Here is a 17,370-nt window from a genome sequence, read left to right on the forward strand (position 1 = left end):
ATATGTAGCGTAACTTTCTGGCCTCGAATGGGAAAGTCTGAAATTTCAGTAGAAGGCATAAAACCCTTTGACTCCAACTTGCTGTTCTCATAGCCTGTCGGAGCAATATTAAGTTCATCTAAATAAATATGGAGTTGATTGTCGACCTGATCGACTTCTAAAATCTGGAAGTATTCCAAAAGCCCTTCCGGCATCAATAAGGATAGTAATTTACGTTCGGCTTCTTGCAAGGGATATTTGTATTAAGGACGCTAAACTAAGAAATTTTTAACACTCCCCCCAAGAATTCAGCTTGATCCGGGATTGCGGGGCTGAACCAACTATCTCGTTCAGGGATAAGCTGGGGCCATGCGGGGCTGAACAAATCCCAGCGGCAAGTAATCTTCGCTCATTCAAAACGGTCTGTACAGCTCACTAAATAGTTTCCCTCCCTTACGAGAGGGAATGACACGCTCACTCGTTTATTGAGGCGGGAATTGGGCGGGGAAGTGGTCGCCGCAGCGACCACTTCCCCGCCCAATTCCCGCCATACCCCCAGGATTGCTTGTCATTCTCAAGCTTTAGCTTGGGAAACTATTTAGTCTCATTACAGAATTTTAGTTTGTTTGGTAGTGTGGATAGTTATTTAATTAACCAGCAATTTATAGTGCCACCCCTACAGGGTTGAATGGCATCGTATAATCTATTCTATAATAGTTACAACCCTAAAGGGTTTCATGGCGTGATAATCGTTTGTTGTAATAGATTAACCCCATCGGGGTGACACTATTATAGCAGGGTGTTAAACAAACATGCCACACCTACGGCGTTTGTGTTTGACGCGATTTTCATTTCTATAGATATGGCATGCCGATGGCATTTAAGAGATATTTCATGCCTCCGGCATTTAACCCCGATGGGGTTTTTGGTCTATATGGCCACATTTTCTTAACTCAATGAAATTGCCTGTAGAAGTGTAAATTTAAATTTCAGTCTAGATTTCAATACATCCAAACTTAATCATTATTCCGATTTTATTATTTCAACCTCTTCTGGAACTATAAATAGAATTTGGCAACCTGTTTCGGATTTAACTGAATGCTTATAGTTTTTAGGAGTATAGAGATAATCCCCTTTGATTAACTTCACTCCATTAAAAAAGACTTCACCTTCTAAAATAAACGCTTCTTCACCACCAGGATGATTATGTAATGGATAGGAAGCACCTTCTTCAAATTTTAAAATAAAACTTTTTGGTCTTTGATTATCCTCATCATAGAGCAAGACCTTATAAGAAATTCCTCGAGTATCAACATTTTCCTCCAATAATGGCTTCCATTCAATCATGGACGTACTAACCATATATTTACCAAAATTATTTTTTGATTCCATAAAATTCAATTTCTATATTAACGTCTGTTTAACTAAAATGGTTTTATCGTGTTTTTTATTGCCAAAGATATTTAACTCAAAATTTTTGAAAACTCATCTTTCGATAAATTTATTTTACGTTATTAATTGAATATCAGATATTAAAGGATTTCATCAATTACACCAAATTCTTTGGCTTCTGCCGTTGTCATCCAATAATCCCTGTCGCTGACATCATGAACTTTCTGATACGACTGCCCACTATGCTTGGCAATGATCTCATATAGCTCTTTTTTTAATTTCAGGACCTGATTAGCTGTGATTTCGATATCTGAGGCTTGTCCCTGCACACCCCCCAGAGGTTGATGCAGCATTACTCGAGAATGCTGTAGGGCCGCCCGTTTTCCTTTCGCTCCTCCACACAGTAATACAGCACCAAAAGAAAAAGCCATACCAGTACAGATTGTTGCAACATCTGGACTAATCAGCTGCATAGTGTCGTAAATTCCCAATCCCGCATAAATCTCCCCACCTGGTGAATTGATATACATATAAATATCCTTTTTTGGATCAACTGATTGAAGGAACAACAATTGGGCTTGTACGATATTGGCAATATTAGCCTCAACAGGTGCACCCATAAAAATTATCCGGTCAATCATTAATCTTGAAAATACATCCATTTGTGATACTCTCAATTCCCGTTCCTCAGTAATATAAGGTGTTAATGAAACAGGTATTTGAGTGTTTTCAACAGCAGAAAAATAATTTTCTAAACGATCTTTTTGGACATAGCAATGCCCTGTCGCAAATTTGCGAAACTCATTTTTGTCGATTTGCATATTTTATGGAATTAAGGTTTCTTAAATAACCGCAATATTAATTTTCTGAAGCTTTTATAATTAGGTTCAGAAAACAGTTTTTGATGAACGGCTTTAATTTCATTTTTAAGCTGCTTGCGCCCATAATGTTGTATGGTTTCATATGCCAACTTTTGGGCTTCAACTTTTTCTGTAAATTCCTTATCAAGGATGAGCTGGGCATCAAATATAAGGATGTCCTCAGGATTTGAAGTACCCATCAAATGTTCCTCAATCCGTTTCGTTTCATTCAATGAAGTCATCATATTGCAATGCTTTTTCTTTAACTTTTTCTCTTACCTTTTCTAGGCATTTAAATTTCTGTGCTGTTGCACTTCGCTTCCCGGAATATCCAAATTCTTCAGCTATGTCAGTTAATGGAAGTTGATCATAATAAAAGGCTTTTAACAGTTCCATACATTTTTTACCTGCTACCTCTAAAAATCTAATCAGACGTTTGCTAGCTGGTAATAAAGGATATTCCATAATGATATCTGTTCCTTCAGTTCCTAATGGAACAGTATGTCGAGCATAATCTCTATAACGTTTTAACCATAAATTTTTTGAAATACCTACGAGAAATCCAATTTCATTGGTCAAAATCTTAGAAGTAGCTATTTTCTGCTCATAATAAATAACTAATGCGTCATGGAATACATCTTTTGCCTCCTCAAAGCTACCGCCCTTACGACTTATATATTTAGCTACCGCAGGAAAGGCTATTTTATACAAACTGATAAGATTAGCTTCTCGACGATTTGCCATAATTGATTTATTAGCTTCCATACAAATGCCTTTTATTAGATGTACCTTTTAGAAATAAACTATCACCTTTTATTTTTAAATTATTCAGGTTATCAAGTACTTTTTATGGGAAAATACGTAAAAGAAATTACATCATTTTCATTTTCTTGGAACATATATTAACAATGTTTAAAGAATCTTAGCACCATTTTACCTGAATTAATAGTTACACCAATCGCAATTCCTTTAGGCAATTTAATTAAACCTCAAATCAACCCTGCAGGGGAATAACTATTATAAAAAACGACATATTTCCCACTTTATCAGTTTTCATTCTCACCGCAGATGAGAAAACAATTTTCGTGTTAGGATTGTAGCGTTATAGGTACTGTCACAATTAGTACACTTATAAATCAACCAAATATCAATATTTTTCTTCTGTGCGTTTCCTCGAAACCTTTCACTGCAGTAATACCTATAACTGTCGCACCGGCTACATTTCTTTTTTAATAACGGAGTGTTTTTCACTATCACCTCCAATTTAAATTCTTGAACCATTGTTCTTATTACCGCTTAATATTCTTTTGTGAATTGTATTATCCATGCGGTAGCATTTTCACTATATAAATCAGATCACTGAGTTTAATAGCAATGATTGAGGTTACTCTTCCGCGTAACCCTGCATATTCATGAATAATTATTTATTAGGAAACCGGTCGGGGAGAAATTGCCCCAACAAAAGAATTCAGCCTGTGGTTTATGAGGCTGTTATTAAGCGACTATAAATTTAAGAATGGTTCTCAAAATATATTTTGTGTTTGTGCTAATTCAAATCTACTCATTCTAGAATAAAGCTGCAAAACTTGAATCACCAATTCGATTAGGGTTGTTTTATTAATAATGCCATCAGTTCAGTGGGACTTTTTACTTTCATCTTTCGATTTATATTTTTTCTATGTGTTTCCACTGTAAAAACACTTAAGTCCAGAGTTTGCGCAATCCTTTTTGTCGAAAAACCATTTTTGATCAATTTTATGATTTCAGGCTCTGTTGGACTCAATTTATAGGGGAGCATAAAAAAATCCTCATCCACAGGCAATACTTCAGATTTGCTTAGTTTGTGACCTTCAATAAATACTTGTTTCCCATCGCGAACAGCAAGTAAAGATTCTTTAAGCACTGGAGCTGTAATATCTTTCATTAGAAAACCACTTGCCCCAATCATCTTCGCTTTATCAATCAGCTGATCGTTGCAGTACATACTGACGAATACAATCTTCACCTCAGGATGAGACTTGCGAATGATAGCAGCTGCTTCAAGGCCATTAATAACTGGCATGTTAATATCCATTAAGATGATATCCGGAACTACGCTGTTTAATGTGCGAATCAAAACCTTTCCATTTGCCACTTTGCCGATTACTTCAAATTCCGGCATTCCATCTAAAATGTTTTCTAAACCTTCTGTAAAAAGTAAATGATCGTCTGCTATAATAAGTTTTGTGATTTTTAACATGTAACTTCTAAATTTTTTAGTGGAAGAATAACTACTACTGTTGTTCCTTGCTTATTGCTGTCAATATCCACACGTCCATCAAGAAATGCCACACGTGAATAAATGTTCTGAAGTCCAATCCCATTGTGCTTTTCAACTTCTGGTATGCCACAGCCATTATCTTCCAGGATCAGAGTGACCTCATCCTCAAAAACAAGATCTAGTGACACATAGGTCGCTTGACTGTGTCGAAGAACATTGCTCAAAAGCTCATTAACAATCCTGTAAAGAATAATGGACCGCATTTCTTGCAAAAGTGTATCATCGCCTTCGATGGTTACACTAAAATAAATAGAACTAGAGCTTTTCAATTCTTCTATTCGGTTATGCAGCATTCGGGTTAACCCATTATTCTTAAAATCTTTCGGCATCAGATCATGTGATATACTTCGCAAATCAGTTAATGCTTTTTTTCCAATTGAAAGGCTCCGTTCGTTATATTGTAACACATTTTCTTTATTCCAATTGGGGATAAAGGGAAGATTGGATATATGCAACATCAAAGTACTAATACTCGCGCCTACATCGTCATGAAGATCTTGTGCCATCCTTCTTCGTTCATCTTCTTGAGCTTTGATTATTTGACGGTTTTTCTCTAACTCCTGAGCATCCAATTTTCTTTTAAGCATTAAACGTTCCTTTTTGAGAAGATTATAACGGTAAATAATACCCATGAAAATAATCAATGTTTCGACCAGCAAACCAATCTGAACATGTGTAGGGGCAGAAAACAACATGGATAGATCACCATGTTGGATTATAAAATAACAGCTAATGAGGATACTTAGGCAAAGGTAGCACATAGCTAAAAGATAAAACCAAGCTGGACGAAATCCCTGATTAATTCGTTCTGTGGCATTGATGATAATGGCTAAAGCTATTCCAGCAATTCCTAATAAATAGAGGTAGAGAAAAAACAAATTGAGCTGTTCGTGATTTGCCCAATAGATTTCTACCAATATTTTTAGAGGTAGTATAAATAGGAGTAGAAGGGTCGTAGTCTGCAACAAAACTTTGGCTTTCGATCGTTGCTGCTTTAGCTGTAAAAAATTAAAAGCTAGTCGACCCATTAAAATCATGGTGACTGCTCCTGTAATGCTTTCCGAGTGACGGAACAACTCAGGATGATTAGGGAAAATGTACTGAAAATCCGCACCAATACTACAAAAAAGCCATGTTAAAGTGGCAAATACGTAGGCAGCATATAAAAAGTGGATTCGATCCCCTAAGGATATTCCTAGAAAAATATTTATCAAAATATTGAAAAACATAATGCCTAATAAAACTCCAAAGAATATATAAATCTTCTGCTCTTTTAATTTGAAAAAAGGACCAGACATTAACTGAGGCTGTATGCTGAAAACCTTGCCCTCTTTTTTAGCCATCAATAGATAAGATCGGGTTTTTCCCGGTTCCATGACAATGGGAAGAACAAAGTCATGGTACAGATATAATCTGCTGTCGAACGGCAATTTAGAGCCTGTAGTCGCTAAATGCTGAAATCCATTTGCTGTTTGACGGTAAACCACTATACTATCTATATGTGGATTATTAAACTGAAAAAATAATTCCTGAGACTTAGGAGTTGGATTATGAAGCTTAAATAATAGCCAATACGTATCATCTTCTAATGATGCAGTAATAGAAAGATCAGGATCTAACACCTTCGAATTTCCCTCAGAAAACTGATTTAAAGCTTCTGTTGCTGTGATTCCTTGATTTGTATGAAACCAGTGTAGGTACTTGTTAAGAGGATAGATATCCTGATTGGTAAGCCAAAGCCCAGAGTCCAATTCCACATCCACAAAATTTTTCTCGCTGGCCATGGAACAACAATCTGAAAACATAAAAATACAGCATATGCATATCTAAATCCTTGCTGAATGAAATAAACACTTTTTAGATAATTCCTGATTTCCAAGGAACCGCCAATACCTAACTATGGAATAGCAATCTTCTATTAAAATGTTATCATTTGAAGCAAATTTATGCATATAACAAATGTACCTATAATTGGGTATTGTTGAATTTGTTGAACTCAAATATTTTTACAAAAAAGAAAATATTATATAGTTATACAAAATTTAATAAACCTGAAAGTAGTTTGTAGTTACAATAAATAATCAATAATAAAATGTTATGAAAAAAGAAAATCGAACTTTATCTGATCCTCCAATAGTTGGCGCCTTAATCTCTTCAGCAATGTCGGGTATTAACAGTGCCCTTTCTTCCACAGCATCTCTTTTGAATATTCGCACTCCAATAATTTGTGGCTTAGTAAATAATAGCCCTTACGAATTAATTCGAATATCAGAAATCCATGAACCTGTGCATGGATATCTCAAGGTATCACCAAGCAGCACTGTGCTCGATCTCATTCATGGAGCAGTAAAAGGTACCAATCGATGGAAAGAATCGAATTACACCACTTGGGGTCTTGATGGCCGAGGTTCAGGAACAGAGGTGCTAGTCGTATATCACATGAGAGAAATCAATATTATAATAGCTCTATATGCTGGCAACTCTATTACTGGTAATCCTTTTGCAGGAGCTAATATAATTGATGAAAAATGGTTTATAGAAATCTACACCAAGAAAAGTAATGATCACAAAGGCAAATGGCTGATTGACCATATAAAAGATATTCATAGCACCAATTGCCAGTTTTCAATAAATGGAAATCCATGTAAAGTATCAACGAATGATGGACTTATCTCTATTGAGTTTGCTTCTGCTGAAGAGACGCTCTTTAAAGTGAAATTTAATGGAGAATGGGAAAATTCAATTTATAATGGTTATGGTTTACCTAAGAAAGATAGTAGAATATCAATTTAATAAAATACCAACTAGGCTCAATCATATATTTTGAGCCTATTTTGTTCTTGCGGTTTTAGGTATAAGTTTAACTGTTGTGGATAGTTTGCAATTAACCAGCAATTTATAGTGACACCCCTACAGGGTTGAATGGCATCGTATATTCATTTCTATAATAGTTAAACCCCTCTGGGGTTGGATGACCGGAAAACATATCTGCAATAATATTTACAACCCTTTGGGGGATGTTGCTGTTCTATTGTCGAAAATAATATTAAGCATCTACTAATCCTGTAAGGTTGTAACTATTATAGAAAAGATACACAAAGGAAGGCATGCAACCCTGCTAAGGGTGTAACTACTATAGAAAATGTGGGCATACAGCTGATAAACCCTATCGGGGTTAAATGCCGTAGGCATATAATATCTCTTAAATGCCATCGGCATGAAATATCTATAGCAATGAAAATCGCCTCAAACACCAACGCTATCGGCGTGGCATATTTGTTAAGCGAATTCAACACAACCAATACAAGCCACATTTAGTGATGGTTGGTGGGGACACCAACCATGGCGACAAGTAATCTTCGGCTATTCAAAACACCCGTGTATAGCTCACTAAATAGTTTCCCTCTCTTTCGAGAGGGAATGACACGCTCACTCGTTTATTGAGGGGGGGAATTGTGAGGGGAAGTGGTCGCCGCAGCGACCACTTCCCCTTACAATTCCCCCCCCATAGCCACAGGATTGCTTGTCATTCTCAAGCTTTAGCTTGGGAAACTATTTAGTCGCATTACAGGATTTTAGTTTGTTCGGTAGAGTGGATAGCTATTCAATTAACCAGCAATTTATAGTGACACCCCTACAGGACAATGTCATTAAGTTAAGAAAAAACAAGGTAATTGACATATTTTCAGTGGCAGGTGGGGACACCTGCCACGGCGAGAAAACCCTATCGGGGTTAAATGCCGTAGGCATGAAATCTCTCTTAAATGCCATCGGCATGTAATATCTATAGCAATGAAAATCGCCTCAAGCACCAACGCCATCGGCGTGGCATGTTTGTTAAATTAACTTAACTTAATGACATTAACCCAACAGGGTTGAATGGCATCGTATAATTATCTAGAAAAATCGGTTTTTTCAAACCCATCATTTATAAAATTGTTGTTATTCATAGTAATTGGTTGATCTAATTATTTTAAGAGAATAGATTGATAGAATTCTTTATAGCGTATTTATTATAAAATTATCATGCAGACTATTAACATCACTGAAAACATAATATTTGATTCTAATCATAATCTTAAATTGGATGTATATGAACCCAGTCAAAATCCAAAAGGAGCATTGATCGATATTCATGGAGGGGGGTGGTTTCGTGGGGATAAGTCCAAAGAAAATGATTTAGCTTCTGTTTTGGCAGAAAATGGATTTTTAGTGTTTGTTCCAAATTATCGCATAGCACCAGAATTCCTTTATCCTGCTCCTGTGGAAGATATGGAAACTGTTTTAAGTTGGGTTAAATCTTCAGAATATAAATTTGATAAAAATAATATAGGATTTATTGGCAGTTCCGCAGGGGGGAATTTAGCCATTGAGATGGGGTTGAAAACCGGTTTGCCAATTGCTTCTTGGTCTGGTATGATTGATATTGAAAATTGGATTCAAAATCATCAAGATGTTGTCCCATCCAAGGATGAGGCACAAGATGGAGGAATACAAAGCGGCCCTAATGACGCTCTTTATAAATGGGCAATTTTAAATTATACCGGCGAAGATCAAGATCTAATAAAGAAAGCATCTTTATTGGAAAGAGTTACTAAAAAAGCAGGGCCCATGTTTTTGGCTAATTCCCTCAATGAATTTTGTCCTGTCGATCCAGTCTTTCAGTTGGCTCAAAATTTAGCAGATTTAAAAATTGCATCAGTAACCCAAATTATTCCAGGAACCAAGCATGCTAAAGGATATCTCAATCATGCCATTGATTATACACTTATCTTTTTTGAAGACTGTTTTAAAAAGAATAAATAATAATAGTCTGTGTTTTAAATTTAAAATGTATTCCTAATACTTAACTTATACCAACCCAAAAAACGGGACTAGGGCATACCACAAAATATACATCAACGAAACAGCCATAATACCATCTATTCTATTAGGCTTATCTCGCTTGCCCATAAATCCCACCAACAAAGCGACAAGCCAGATAGCATGTCCAATCGCCAAGTAAATAATATCTCCAATAGCTGCATCAATTTCTGGGATCTGCTTTAAGACTAATACGGAAATTATAGATAACACTACAAATCCAATGGCCAAACCCGTCGCTTTTGATTTTCCCATTCTAACCGCCAAGTTGCCTTTTCCAGTTTGCTTATCAGCTTCATAATCAGGAATTCCAGCCATAATAATTGCAGGAACTATGGATAGGAACAATGGTATTCCCAATAACCAAGGAAATGGATTTCCTATGTTACCTCCCTGAAAAATAAATCCACAAATTATCACGGCAAAACTATGCGTGAACCCAACGACAACTTCTCCCCAGCCATTATAGGAGAATTTCAGCGGAGGTGCAGTATAGGAAACTGCTATTAAAAACAATACAGTTGTGGAAAGTATAACGAGAAGAAAAGGTGATGTCGATAGAAATCCTAATATTACTGTGAATACACAGCCAATTATAAATAAGCTTCTTATCGAATTCTTTATGGAACTTTCAGTCAATACGCCATTCACTAAAACCCTGGAACCACCAGAAAAAGTACTAAAATTCCGATTTATCTTGTCTGTTTCCCTGTCGTGATAATCATTGCTAAATACAGTGATCACTTCAATCAAGAAAAGTACGATATATCCCAAGATAAAAACCAAAAGGTTAAAGCTTGAAGTTAATTCCCGATAGGCGTAAGCTCCAATGCCATAAGCAAAAAATGTCATCGGATAAAATTGCAAACGAATAGCCTGTAGCCATGGTGTAACCTTTCGCATCAACTTTTCCCAAGGAGTAAGGATTCCATTCTCTAAGTTCTTCCCCAATTCAAAAACTTCCTCCAACCATGTGTCTTTCTGAGCCTGATCTGAGTGTTTGATTGGACTCAATATTTTCTTTCGGACTGGGCTGACACCACAGAATTTTAATGTCGCAATCTTCAATGATTTTACAGATGGTGCACCATTTATCAAGCGATCAATGATTACAGGTGTATCCATTGTGGTAATGATCTGTCCTGTTCTAGGGCTTAATAACTTCTCGAATGCATCAGCTTGGATTTCATAAAATGCAAATCCTGGAACAAATACTCTATCGATAAAAGCCTTTAGCACAGCTGGCATATTACCCCACCAGGTAGGATAAATAAAAACCAAATGGTCAGCCCATTTTATTAAGGATTGGGCGTGCAATATATCTTTCTCCCTATGTTGGTTTTGGGGTGAAGCAACCAAAACATTATGCTCGAAATCTAAATCTATGACCTCTAGATATTCAACTTGCGCACCTGCTTTTTCTGCACCTTTTATATAAGATTCAGCTATAGCATGACAATAACTATCCTTTCGTGGATGACCCAAAATCACTAATACTTTCATAATAGATGTTGCTTACCTATGGAACAGACGTGCAGGAGAAAGTGTTTGATTATTATTGACTTAAAATAAATGCCCATGAAAGTACAGGACAGTATTCGCTATATTATTGTTAACTTTAGTTAATCTCAACCAATAAGATAAACTACCTGTCATGTATAAACCAAATCGGAAGTTTGATTTTTACGTATTTAGAATTCTGTTGATTTTCTTATTTATAGCCTTTTGGCGTTTGAATTTGTATGGCCAAGAGACAATTGAAGCTGCATCTGAAGAATTAGTTGAGCAGAGTGAACCATGGTGGGTTTGGGTTTTCTTGGGAAGATTACACCCTCTGATGGTCCATTTTCCAATTGGATTATTGGTTATAGCAGGGATAATGGAGTTGGCGAAACTCAGGACATTTGATTCTAAATTACGGACAGGGACCAATTGGTTGGTATATATTGGTGCAGCTGGATCTGTATTGGCTGTTCTTTTGGGTTTATTATTGGCGAATTCTGGAAGTTATTCCGGAGAAACATTTGAATGGCATCAATGGGCAGGAATCACAACGGCTATCTTGGCTGTTGTTACCGCATTGTTGTTATATGCTATCAATAAGTATAACAAAAGAAGTTTAATCATTGGTTATCGTACTTTTCTAATGATCACTGTATTGGGTGTTTTTATGGCTGGACATTATGGTGGCTCATTAACCCACGGTCAAGATTACCTGCTGAGTGCAACGCCGTGGGCGCCTAAAGATGAGAATCTGGAAGGAATAGAAGGGGGCATGTCATCTGCTGATTTTGACTTTGTATCCTATACAAATGAAACGGACTCACTTTCCTTAGAACAACAAGTCAATTTAAATCTCGCGGTCAGAACGATTCTAGCACACCATTGCTTCCAATGCCATAGCAGTGATAAAATGGAAGGCGAATTACGTTTGGATGATAAAGAACTTGTTTTTAAAGGGGGAGAATCCGGAAAGGTAATCATACCTGGCGATTCTAAAGGCAGCGAGTTGGTTCGTCGAATCACTTTACCAGCAGGTCATAAAGAAGCTATGCCGGGGAAAGGAAAACCATTGGGAGAAAAAGACATCGCTTTGGTCAAATTATGGATTGATAAAGGAGCCCCTTGGCCAGATCAAGCTAAAGGAATTTTCAGAGTTGCACCATTGGCACCACGAAAACCCGATTTACCTGCAGCAACTAATGGTCTGGAGAACCCAATAGATAGATTAGTCAATGCTTATTTTGTAAAAAATAAGATCGAATGGCAGGAAGTTGTTGATGATCGGACTTTTCTACGAAGAATCTATTTTGATTTAATTGGATTACCACCTTCCGAACAGGAATTACTTAAATTTGAAGCTGATGCCAGCGCAGATAAAAGGGCTAAGATTGCTCAAGAACTCTTGACAAAAGACCATGAATATGCAACGCATTGGACGACCTTTTGGAATGACTTATTGAGGAATGATTATACCGGAACAGGCTATATAACACAAGGACGATTCAATATTTCCCCTTGGTTATACCAATCCCTACAAAATAATAAGCCTTACAATGAATTTGCCATGGAGTTGATTGATCCTTCAGAAGAATCTAAAGGATTTATAAAAGGGATCGCTTGGCGCGGAGCAGTTAATAGCAGCCAAACTACGGCTATGCAAGCTGCTCAGAATGTATCCCAAGCGCTACTGGGCGTGAATTTGAAATGTGCATCCTGCCATGATAGTTTTGTAAGTGATTGGAAATTGGATGATGCTTATGCTTTTGCCAATATTTTCTCTGAAGAAGCACTTGAAATCAATCGCTGCGATATTCCTACAGGTAAGATGGCGGACACTAGAATTCTGTGGCCCGAACTCGGCGAAATCAGTAAGAATGGTTCCGTAAAAGAAAAGTCAAAGGAATTGTCAACTCTGCTCACAAAACCTGAAAATGGCCGTTTATACCGTACTCTGGTCAATCGGATTTGGGCACAGCTGATGGGTAGAGGGATAGTGGCCCCCGTTGATGAAATGGACAAAAAACCATGGAGCCAAGATTTATTGGATTGGTTAGCCGTAAATTTTGTAGAGCAAGGATACGATATTAGACAACTATTGTATCTGATTACTACCTCTAAAACCTATCAATTACCATCTCATACAATTAAAGATCCAAGCGAAATAAATTCAGAATCATTTGTATTCAAAGGGACATTAAAGAGAAAATTGACAGCAGAACAATTTGCTGATGCCGTTAGTTCAGTAGTAGACCCGGTTTATACGTTAGAAGCGTTAAAATATAATCCATTTGAAAATTCACAGGCTTATGCTTCAGCGTCTCCTTTCGTAAGGGCAGCGTTGGTTCAGAACGATCCATTTCTAACAGCCTTGGGTAGACCGAGCCGTGAAAATATCACCACTTCCCGTGAAGGGCAAGTGACGTTGTTGCAAGCTATGGAATTAACAAATGGAACTAAGCTCAATGAAACATTGGTCAAGGGTTCCAAAAAATGGGTAGCGAAATATGGAAACCCTGAACAATTGATCCAAGCGGTTTATTCTCAAAGCCTTGGTAGAAAGCCATCCCAAAAAGAATTTGAAATTGCTAAAAAATTGATGGGCAACAAGATGGAGGAAGAATCAGTTCAAGAACTATTGTGGGCAATTGTTCTATTACCGGAATTTCAGTTCATCGAATAAATATGAAGCAAGATGAAAAGTAATTATAATCGTAGAGACTTCTTAAGAACAGCAGGAGTAGGGACCTTGGCAGCATTGGCAGCAGGAGCACCCATGTCTAGTTTTTTATCATCCTGCTCTGGTAAGATCCAATCTAGTGCTGATACTGTCATATTACTTTGGATGGCAGGGGGGATGGCACATACAGAAACTTTTGATCCCAAAAAATATACGCCATTTGAAAAAGGATTAGATTCAAATAAAGTTTTGAGTACTTTTAAATCTATTCCAACAGTTTTGGATGGAATCAATTTTTCAGAGGGTTTAGAATCCATTGCTTCTGTGATGGATAAAGGTACTTTGATACGTTCTTATGTATCTGGTGATTTAGGCCATATACTTCACTCTAGGCATCAATATCATTGGCATACCTGTTATGAGCCGCCACAGACTGTATTAGCTCCTCATATTGGATCCTGGATAGCCCAGGAGCTTGGACCTAAAAATCCTGTGATACCTGCTTTTATCAATATTGGTCAACGGATGACCGTCGGTGAAGCTGAAGAGCTTAAAGCATTTCATACCGCAGGATTTTTGGGCAGCGAGTTTGGTCCGTTTATGATTCCTGATCCTACATCCGGCCTCGATGCCGTAAAACCACCCGCAGGGATGTCCTTCAGCAGATTCGAAAGAAGAAATCAGTTATATGCTGAATTGCTGGATAAAAATGCCATTGGCGACCTTGGAAGTGATTACCAAAAGGAATCCTTCAAACGCTCCATGGAACAAGCCTACAGATTGTTGAAATCTCCAGAAGCTAAAGCATTTGATATTAAACAAGAACCTAAAGAAAGTTACGATATATACAACACTGGTAAATTTGGACTAGGCTGTTTAATGGCCAAGAGACTAGTAGAACAAGGAGCAAGGTTTATTAGCGTGACATCCGAATACGAACCATTTATGGGTTGGGATACGCATGAAAATGGGCATACTCGCGCCAAGGATATGAAAAAATTGATTGACGCTCCTATTGCCCAATTGATAAAAGACCTGGACAAAAGTGGTCACTTGGACAGAACGTTGGTCATTGTAGCCAGTGAATTTAGCCGTGATATGGTGATGGAAGGCAGACCAGGTGCAGAAGTATTGCATCAAGTAGATCAACCTGATATCATTCATGATATCAAAAACTATGGAATGCATCGCCATTTTACAGATGGCAGTTCTATCCTGATGTTTGGGGGTGGAATTAAAAAAGGATTTGTCTATGGGAAAACCGCAGACGAGAGACCATGTAAGACCATAGAAAAGCCAATAAAAATAGAAAGGATTCATCAGTCTATTTACCATGCGCTAGGTATTGACCCACAAAAACATGCTGTAGTTGAAGGAAGACCATTTTATACCACACCGGATGGTGTGCACAAAGCAGAGATGGAATTTTTTCTATAAAATTTTCGTATAAATACTCGTAAATAACCTGATAATTATAGACTGTGTAAAAAACCGTACCTTTATAGTAATCAATTTAGATATGGTATGAAATATTTATATTTATTATTCCCATTAACTATAGTTTCATTAATCTCTTGCAATCAAACTCAAAATAACAAAGAAGCGACCACTGCAGATAGTACGATCGTAGAACAGCCTGAAGCAGGAGCGGATGTTCCGTTTACGGAGGCAAAGAATTATTTTGTTAATAATACAGTTGGAGAAGATAAAAATGGAACGTTAAAAATTGAAACTCAAGAAGCATTTAATGAATTGTTTTCCCCAGCGACTACCATGGGTGAAGGTGGGAAGCCAACAGAAATTGATTTTAAGAAACAATTTGTAATCGCGATCATCTCTCCAACATCTGATTTAAATCCATCAATTGATAGTTTATCTCTCAAAAAATTCAACAGGGATCTAGTTTTGGAATTCAAAGAAACAATGGGTGATAAACAAAGTTTCTCTACAAGACCAGCTGCCATCCTAATTGTTGATAAACAATTTGACGGTAACCTGAAAGCTGATGTAAAAAGTACCTTATAAGAAGAGGAAACTATTTTATTTTTTAAAAACATTGAAAGACCTAGACTTAAAAAGTCTAGGTTTTTTTTATGTCAGTTTAACACTTTTAATTCTCATTACATCCATGTTTGATAGGGGACTTGTTCCACTCTCCGTCCTCTTTCGTTCGGAGCTTGTTCGGAGCTTGTTCGGATGTTATCCGAACAAGCTCCGAACGAGGTCCGGCTGAGGTGCGAACGAGAGAGGAACAAGAGTATAACAAGGTACCTATGTGCCAGCGTTTAGACTTTAAAAAACAGATATAAAATTGAAACATATTTTTCGGGATAATCAAAAAATAATTGATATATTTATGATATCAATTTAATATCATACAAATCTGAAATTATGGAAAAGATTATTAAACCAACTTCTGGCTATTTAGCACTAGTTTTCTTGTTGCTCAGCATCTTAGGCATTATATTTTCTTTTATACAGATAGCTGCAACTGATAATATAGCTTATATAGCACTTGTTGCGGTTTTGTTTATCGTATTTATAGTGATTATAAAGGGTTTGATCATTGTAAATCCAAATCATTCGAGAGTTTTGAATCTATTTGGAAAATACGTGGGGACAATTAAGGCTAATGGATTATTTTTTATCAATCCATTTTATACAGCTCAAAAAATCAGTTTAAGGTCTGAAAACTTACAGGGTCAAACTTTGAAAGTCAATGACAAACTAGGAAATCCGATTGAGATTGCTGCAGTAATCGTTTGGAAGATAGGTGATACATATAAAGCTGCTTATGATGTTCAGAGTTATATGGACTATGTTCGAGTTCAGAGCGAGGCCGCAGTAAGGCATTTAGCTGTAAGTTTTGCATATGATAGCTTTGAGGATGAGAATGCTGATCTTACCTTGAGAGATGGTGGTGAAGATGTGAATAAAATCCTTGAAAGTGAATTATCGGCGAGATTATCAAAAGCAGGAGTTGTTGTCGAAGAGGCTAGGATTACGCACTTGGCTTATGCACCAGAAATTGCCGGAGCCATGCTGCAACGTCAACAAGCATCAGCAATTGTTGCTGCTAGAGCCAAGATTGTAGAAGGAGCAGTTGGAATGGTCGATATGGCACTACAACGTCTTTCTGAACAGAATATCGTAGAACTTGATGATGAAAGAAAAGCAGCAATGGTGAGCAATTTAATGGTTGTATTATGTGGTGAGAAGGCCGCCCAACCTATTGTTAATGCAGGAACTTTGTATAATTAGGGTTTTTAATTCGTCCCTTTAGTAAAAAGATTATTTATGAAAAAAAGTTTTGTGATCAGGATCGATGAAGAAACCTTTAAACTATTGGAAAGTTGGGCTCAGGATGAATTCAGAAGTGTAAATGGACAGATAGAATTTCTGATACACCAAGGCTTGCAGAAATCCGGTCGGATGAAAAAAAAAAGAATAATAATGAAAAAGGATCAGTCGATAAAGGTGGGCACTGAAAAAGTCCCCTTTTAGAATGGGCTAAAAAAAGGAGTGGAAAACAACAGTTTTCTGCTCCTTTTTTCGTATCTTAAAGTAGGCTTTAACGGACATCAGGATGCTTTCTACCCAACAAAAAATTCAGTTCAGTTCCTATTCGGGATTGTACGATATCATTGTTCCAAAAGACAATCTACTTCGCAAAATCAACGATCTTATCGATTTCAGTTTTATACATGAGGAACTTTTGGAGAAGTATTGCCAGACCAATGGGCGTACAGCAGAGAGCCCCATCAAGATGTTCAAGT

Annotated in this window: 15 protein-coding genes and 2 pseudogenes; 8 read left to right on the forward strand and 9 right to left on the reverse strand. The window is 37.0% G+C overall.

What is annotated here, in order from left to right; translation table 11 throughout:
• From CRT24_RS12440 to CRT24_RS12475, 8 genes and pseudogenes are all read right to left on the reverse strand, one after another.
• A pseudogene (locus tag CRT24_RS12440) lies at nucleotides 1-230 on the reverse strand (transposase); the annotation flags it as partial.
• 772 nt (nucleotides 231-1,002) lie between these two features.
• The gene (locus CRT24_RS12445) at nucleotides 1,003-1,371 is read right to left on the reverse strand and encodes a cupin domain-containing protein (protein WP_099371560.1); all 369 of its coding nucleotides are present in this window, start codon (nucleotides 1,369-1,371) and stop codon (nucleotides 1,003-1,005) included.
• 140 nt (nucleotides 1,372-1,511) lie between these two features.
• Complete coding sequence (locus CRT24_RS12450; RefSeq protein ID WP_099371561.1) at nucleotides 1,512-2,192, reverse strand: ATP-dependent Clp protease proteolytic subunit; 681 nt, start codon at nucleotides 2,190-2,192, stop codon at nucleotides 1,512-1,514.
• 11 nt (nucleotides 2,193-2,203) lie between these two features.
• Nucleotides 2,204-2,476 (reverse strand): hypothetical protein, encoded by a 273-nt coding sequence (locus CRT24_RS12455; RefSeq protein ID WP_144034580.1) that lies wholly within the window; start codon nucleotides 2,474-2,476, stop codon nucleotides 2,204-2,206.
• Nucleotides 2,457-2,996 (reverse strand): RNA polymerase sigma factor, encoded by a 540-nt coding sequence (locus CRT24_RS12460; RefSeq protein WP_099371563.1) that lies wholly within the window; start codon nucleotides 2,994-2,996, stop codon nucleotides 2,457-2,459. The genes CRT24_RS12455 and CRT24_RS12460 overlap by 20 nt, the downstream gene beginning before the upstream one ends.
• Nucleotides 2,997-3,290: 294 nt before the next feature.
• Nucleotides 3,291-3,512 (reverse strand): DUF1062 domain-containing protein, encoded by a 222-nt coding sequence (locus tag CRT24_RS21435; protein ID WP_099371564.1) that lies wholly within the window; start codon nucleotides 3,510-3,512, stop codon nucleotides 3,291-3,293.
• A gap of 322 nt (nucleotides 3,513-3,834) precedes the next feature.
• Nucleotides 3,835-4,470: a response regulator transcription factor gene (locus CRT24_RS12470; protein WP_099371565.1), complete on the reverse strand. Its 636-nt coding sequence runs from the start codon at nucleotides 4,468-4,470 to the stop codon at nucleotides 3,835-3,837.
• Nucleotides 4,464-6,335 (reverse strand): 7TM diverse intracellular signaling domain-containing protein, encoded by a 1,872-nt coding sequence (locus CRT24_RS12475; RefSeq protein WP_180269130.1) that lies wholly within the window; start codon nucleotides 6,333-6,335, stop codon nucleotides 4,464-4,466. The genes CRT24_RS12470 and CRT24_RS12475 overlap by 7 nt, the downstream gene beginning before the upstream one ends.
• Nucleotides 6,336-6,648: 313 nt before the next feature.
• On the opposite strand from CRT24_RS12475, the gene CRT24_RS12480 reads away from it, so the two are divergent.
• Both CRT24_RS12480 and CRT24_RS12490 read left to right on the forward strand, forming a co-directional pair.
• Nucleotides 6,649-7,344, forward strand: a complete 696-nt coding sequence (locus CRT24_RS12480) for a hypothetical protein (protein WP_099371567.1) — start codon at nucleotides 6,649-6,651, stop codon at nucleotides 7,342-7,344.
• Between the two features lie 1,233 nt (nucleotides 7,345-8,577).
• Nucleotides 8,578-9,357, forward strand: coding sequence for an alpha/beta hydrolase (locus tag CRT24_RS12490; protein ID WP_099371569.1), 780 nt, complete (start codon nucleotides 8,578-8,580; stop codon nucleotides 9,355-9,357).
• Between the two features lie 45 nt (nucleotides 9,358-9,402).
• On the opposite strand, the gene CRT24_RS12495 is transcribed toward CRT24_RS12490, so the two are convergent.
• Nucleotides 9,403-10,917: an NAD(P)H-dependent oxidoreductase gene (locus CRT24_RS12495; protein WP_099371570.1), complete on the reverse strand. Its 1,515-nt coding sequence runs from the start codon at nucleotides 10,915-10,917 to the stop codon at nucleotides 9,403-9,405.
• Nucleotides 10,918-11,068: 151 nt separating this feature from the next.
• Here CRT24_RS12495 and CRT24_RS12500 point away from each other — a divergent pair, with 151 nt between their 5' ends.
• From CRT24_RS12500 to CRT24_RS12525, 6 genes and pseudogenes are all read left to right on the forward strand, one after another.
• Entirely contained in the window at nucleotides 11,069-13,597 is a 2,529-nt protein-coding gene (locus tag CRT24_RS12500; protein WP_099371571.1) for a DUF1549 domain-containing protein, read from the forward strand.
• Between the two features lie 12 nt (nucleotides 13,598-13,609).
• On the forward strand, nucleotides 13,610-15,031 hold the full coding sequence (locus tag CRT24_RS12505; RefSeq protein WP_099371572.1) for a DUF1501 domain-containing protein: 1,422 nt from the start codon (nucleotides 13,610-13,612) through the stop codon (nucleotides 15,029-15,031).
• A gap of 87 nt (nucleotides 15,032-15,118) precedes the next feature.
• Nucleotides 15,119-15,619, forward strand: coding sequence for a hypothetical protein (locus CRT24_RS12510; protein ID WP_099371573.1), 501 nt, complete (start codon nucleotides 15,119-15,121; stop codon nucleotides 15,617-15,619).
• A 366-nt stretch (nucleotides 15,620-15,985) separates the two neighbouring features.
• Nucleotides 15,986-16,855, forward strand: coding sequence for an SPFH domain-containing protein (locus tag CRT24_RS12515; protein ID WP_099371574.1), 870 nt, complete (start codon nucleotides 15,986-15,988; stop codon nucleotides 16,853-16,855).
• 36 nt (nucleotides 16,856-16,891) lie between these two features.
• Nucleotides 16,892-17,098 (forward strand): Arc family DNA binding domain-containing protein, encoded by a 207-nt coding sequence (locus CRT24_RS12520; RefSeq protein WP_099371575.1) that lies wholly within the window; start codon nucleotides 16,892-16,894, stop codon nucleotides 17,096-17,098.
• Between the two features lie 82 nt (nucleotides 17,099-17,180).
• Nucleotides 17,181-17,370: pseudogene (locus CRT24_RS12525) on the forward strand (IS5/IS1182 family transposase); the annotation flags it as partial.

This window comes from Sphingobacterium sp. 1.A.5, assembly GCF_002734235.1.
GTDB lineage: Bacteria > Bacteroidota > Bacteroidia > Sphingobacteriales > Sphingobacteriaceae > Sphingobacterium > Sphingobacterium daejeonense.

Excerpts from the sequence above, each read along its gene's own strand:
- CRT24_RS12505 (WP_099371572.1), top strand. The coding sequence starts at position 13,610 with ATGAAAAGTAATTATAATCGTAGAGACTTCTTAAGAACAGCAGGAGTA.
- CRT24_RS12450 (WP_099371561.1), bottom strand. The coding sequence starts at position 2,192 with ATGCAAATCGACAAAAATGAGTTTCGCAAATTTGCGACAGGGCATTGC.
- CRT24_RS12480 (WP_099371567.1), top strand. The coding sequence starts at position 6,649 with ATGAAAAAAGAAAATCGAACTTTATCTGATCCTCCAATAGTTGGCGCC.
- CRT24_RS12455 (WP_144034580.1), bottom strand. The coding sequence starts at position 2,476 with ATGATGACTTCATTGAATGAAACGAAACGGATTGAGGAACATTTGATG.
- CRT24_RS21435 (WP_099371564.1), bottom strand. The coding sequence starts at position 3,512 with ATGGTTCAAGAATTTAAATTGGAGGTGATAGTGAAAAACACTCCGTTA.
- CRT24_RS12470 (WP_099371565.1), bottom strand. The coding sequence starts at position 4,470 with ATGTTAAAAATCACAAAACTTATTATAGCAGACGATCATTTACTTTTT.
- CRT24_RS12515 (WP_099371574.1), top strand. The coding sequence starts at position 15,986 with ATGGAAAAGATTATTAAACCAACTTCTGGCTATTTAGCACTAGTTTTC.
- CRT24_RS12490 (WP_099371569.1), top strand. The coding sequence starts at position 8,578 with ATGCAGACTATTAACATCACTGAAAACATAATATTTGATTCTAATCAT.
- CRT24_RS12510 (WP_099371573.1), top strand. The coding sequence starts at position 15,119 with ATGAAATATTTATATTTATTATTCCCATTAACTATAGTTTCATTAATC.
- CRT24_RS12475 (WP_180269130.1), bottom strand. The coding sequence starts at position 6,335 with ATGGCCAGCGAGAAAAATTTTGTGGATGTGGAATTGGACTCTGGGCTT.
- CRT24_RS12460 (WP_099371563.1), bottom strand. The coding sequence starts at position 2,996 with ATGGAAGCTAATAAATCAATTATGGCAAATCGTCGAGAAGCTAATCTT.
- CRT24_RS12495 (WP_099371570.1), bottom strand. The coding sequence starts at position 10,917 with ATGAAAGTATTAGTGATTTTGGGTCATCCACGAAAGGATAGTTATTGT.
- CRT24_RS12520 (WP_099371575.1), top strand. The coding sequence starts at position 16,892 with ATGAAAAAAAGTTTTGTGATCAGGATCGATGAAGAAACCTTTAAACTA.
- CRT24_RS12500 (WP_099371571.1), top strand. The coding sequence starts at position 11,069 with ATGTATAAACCAAATCGGAAGTTTGATTTTTACGTATTTAGAATTCTG.
- CRT24_RS12445 (WP_099371560.1), bottom strand. The coding sequence starts at position 1,371 with ATGGAATCAAAAAATAATTTTGGTAAATATATGGTTAGTACGTCCATG.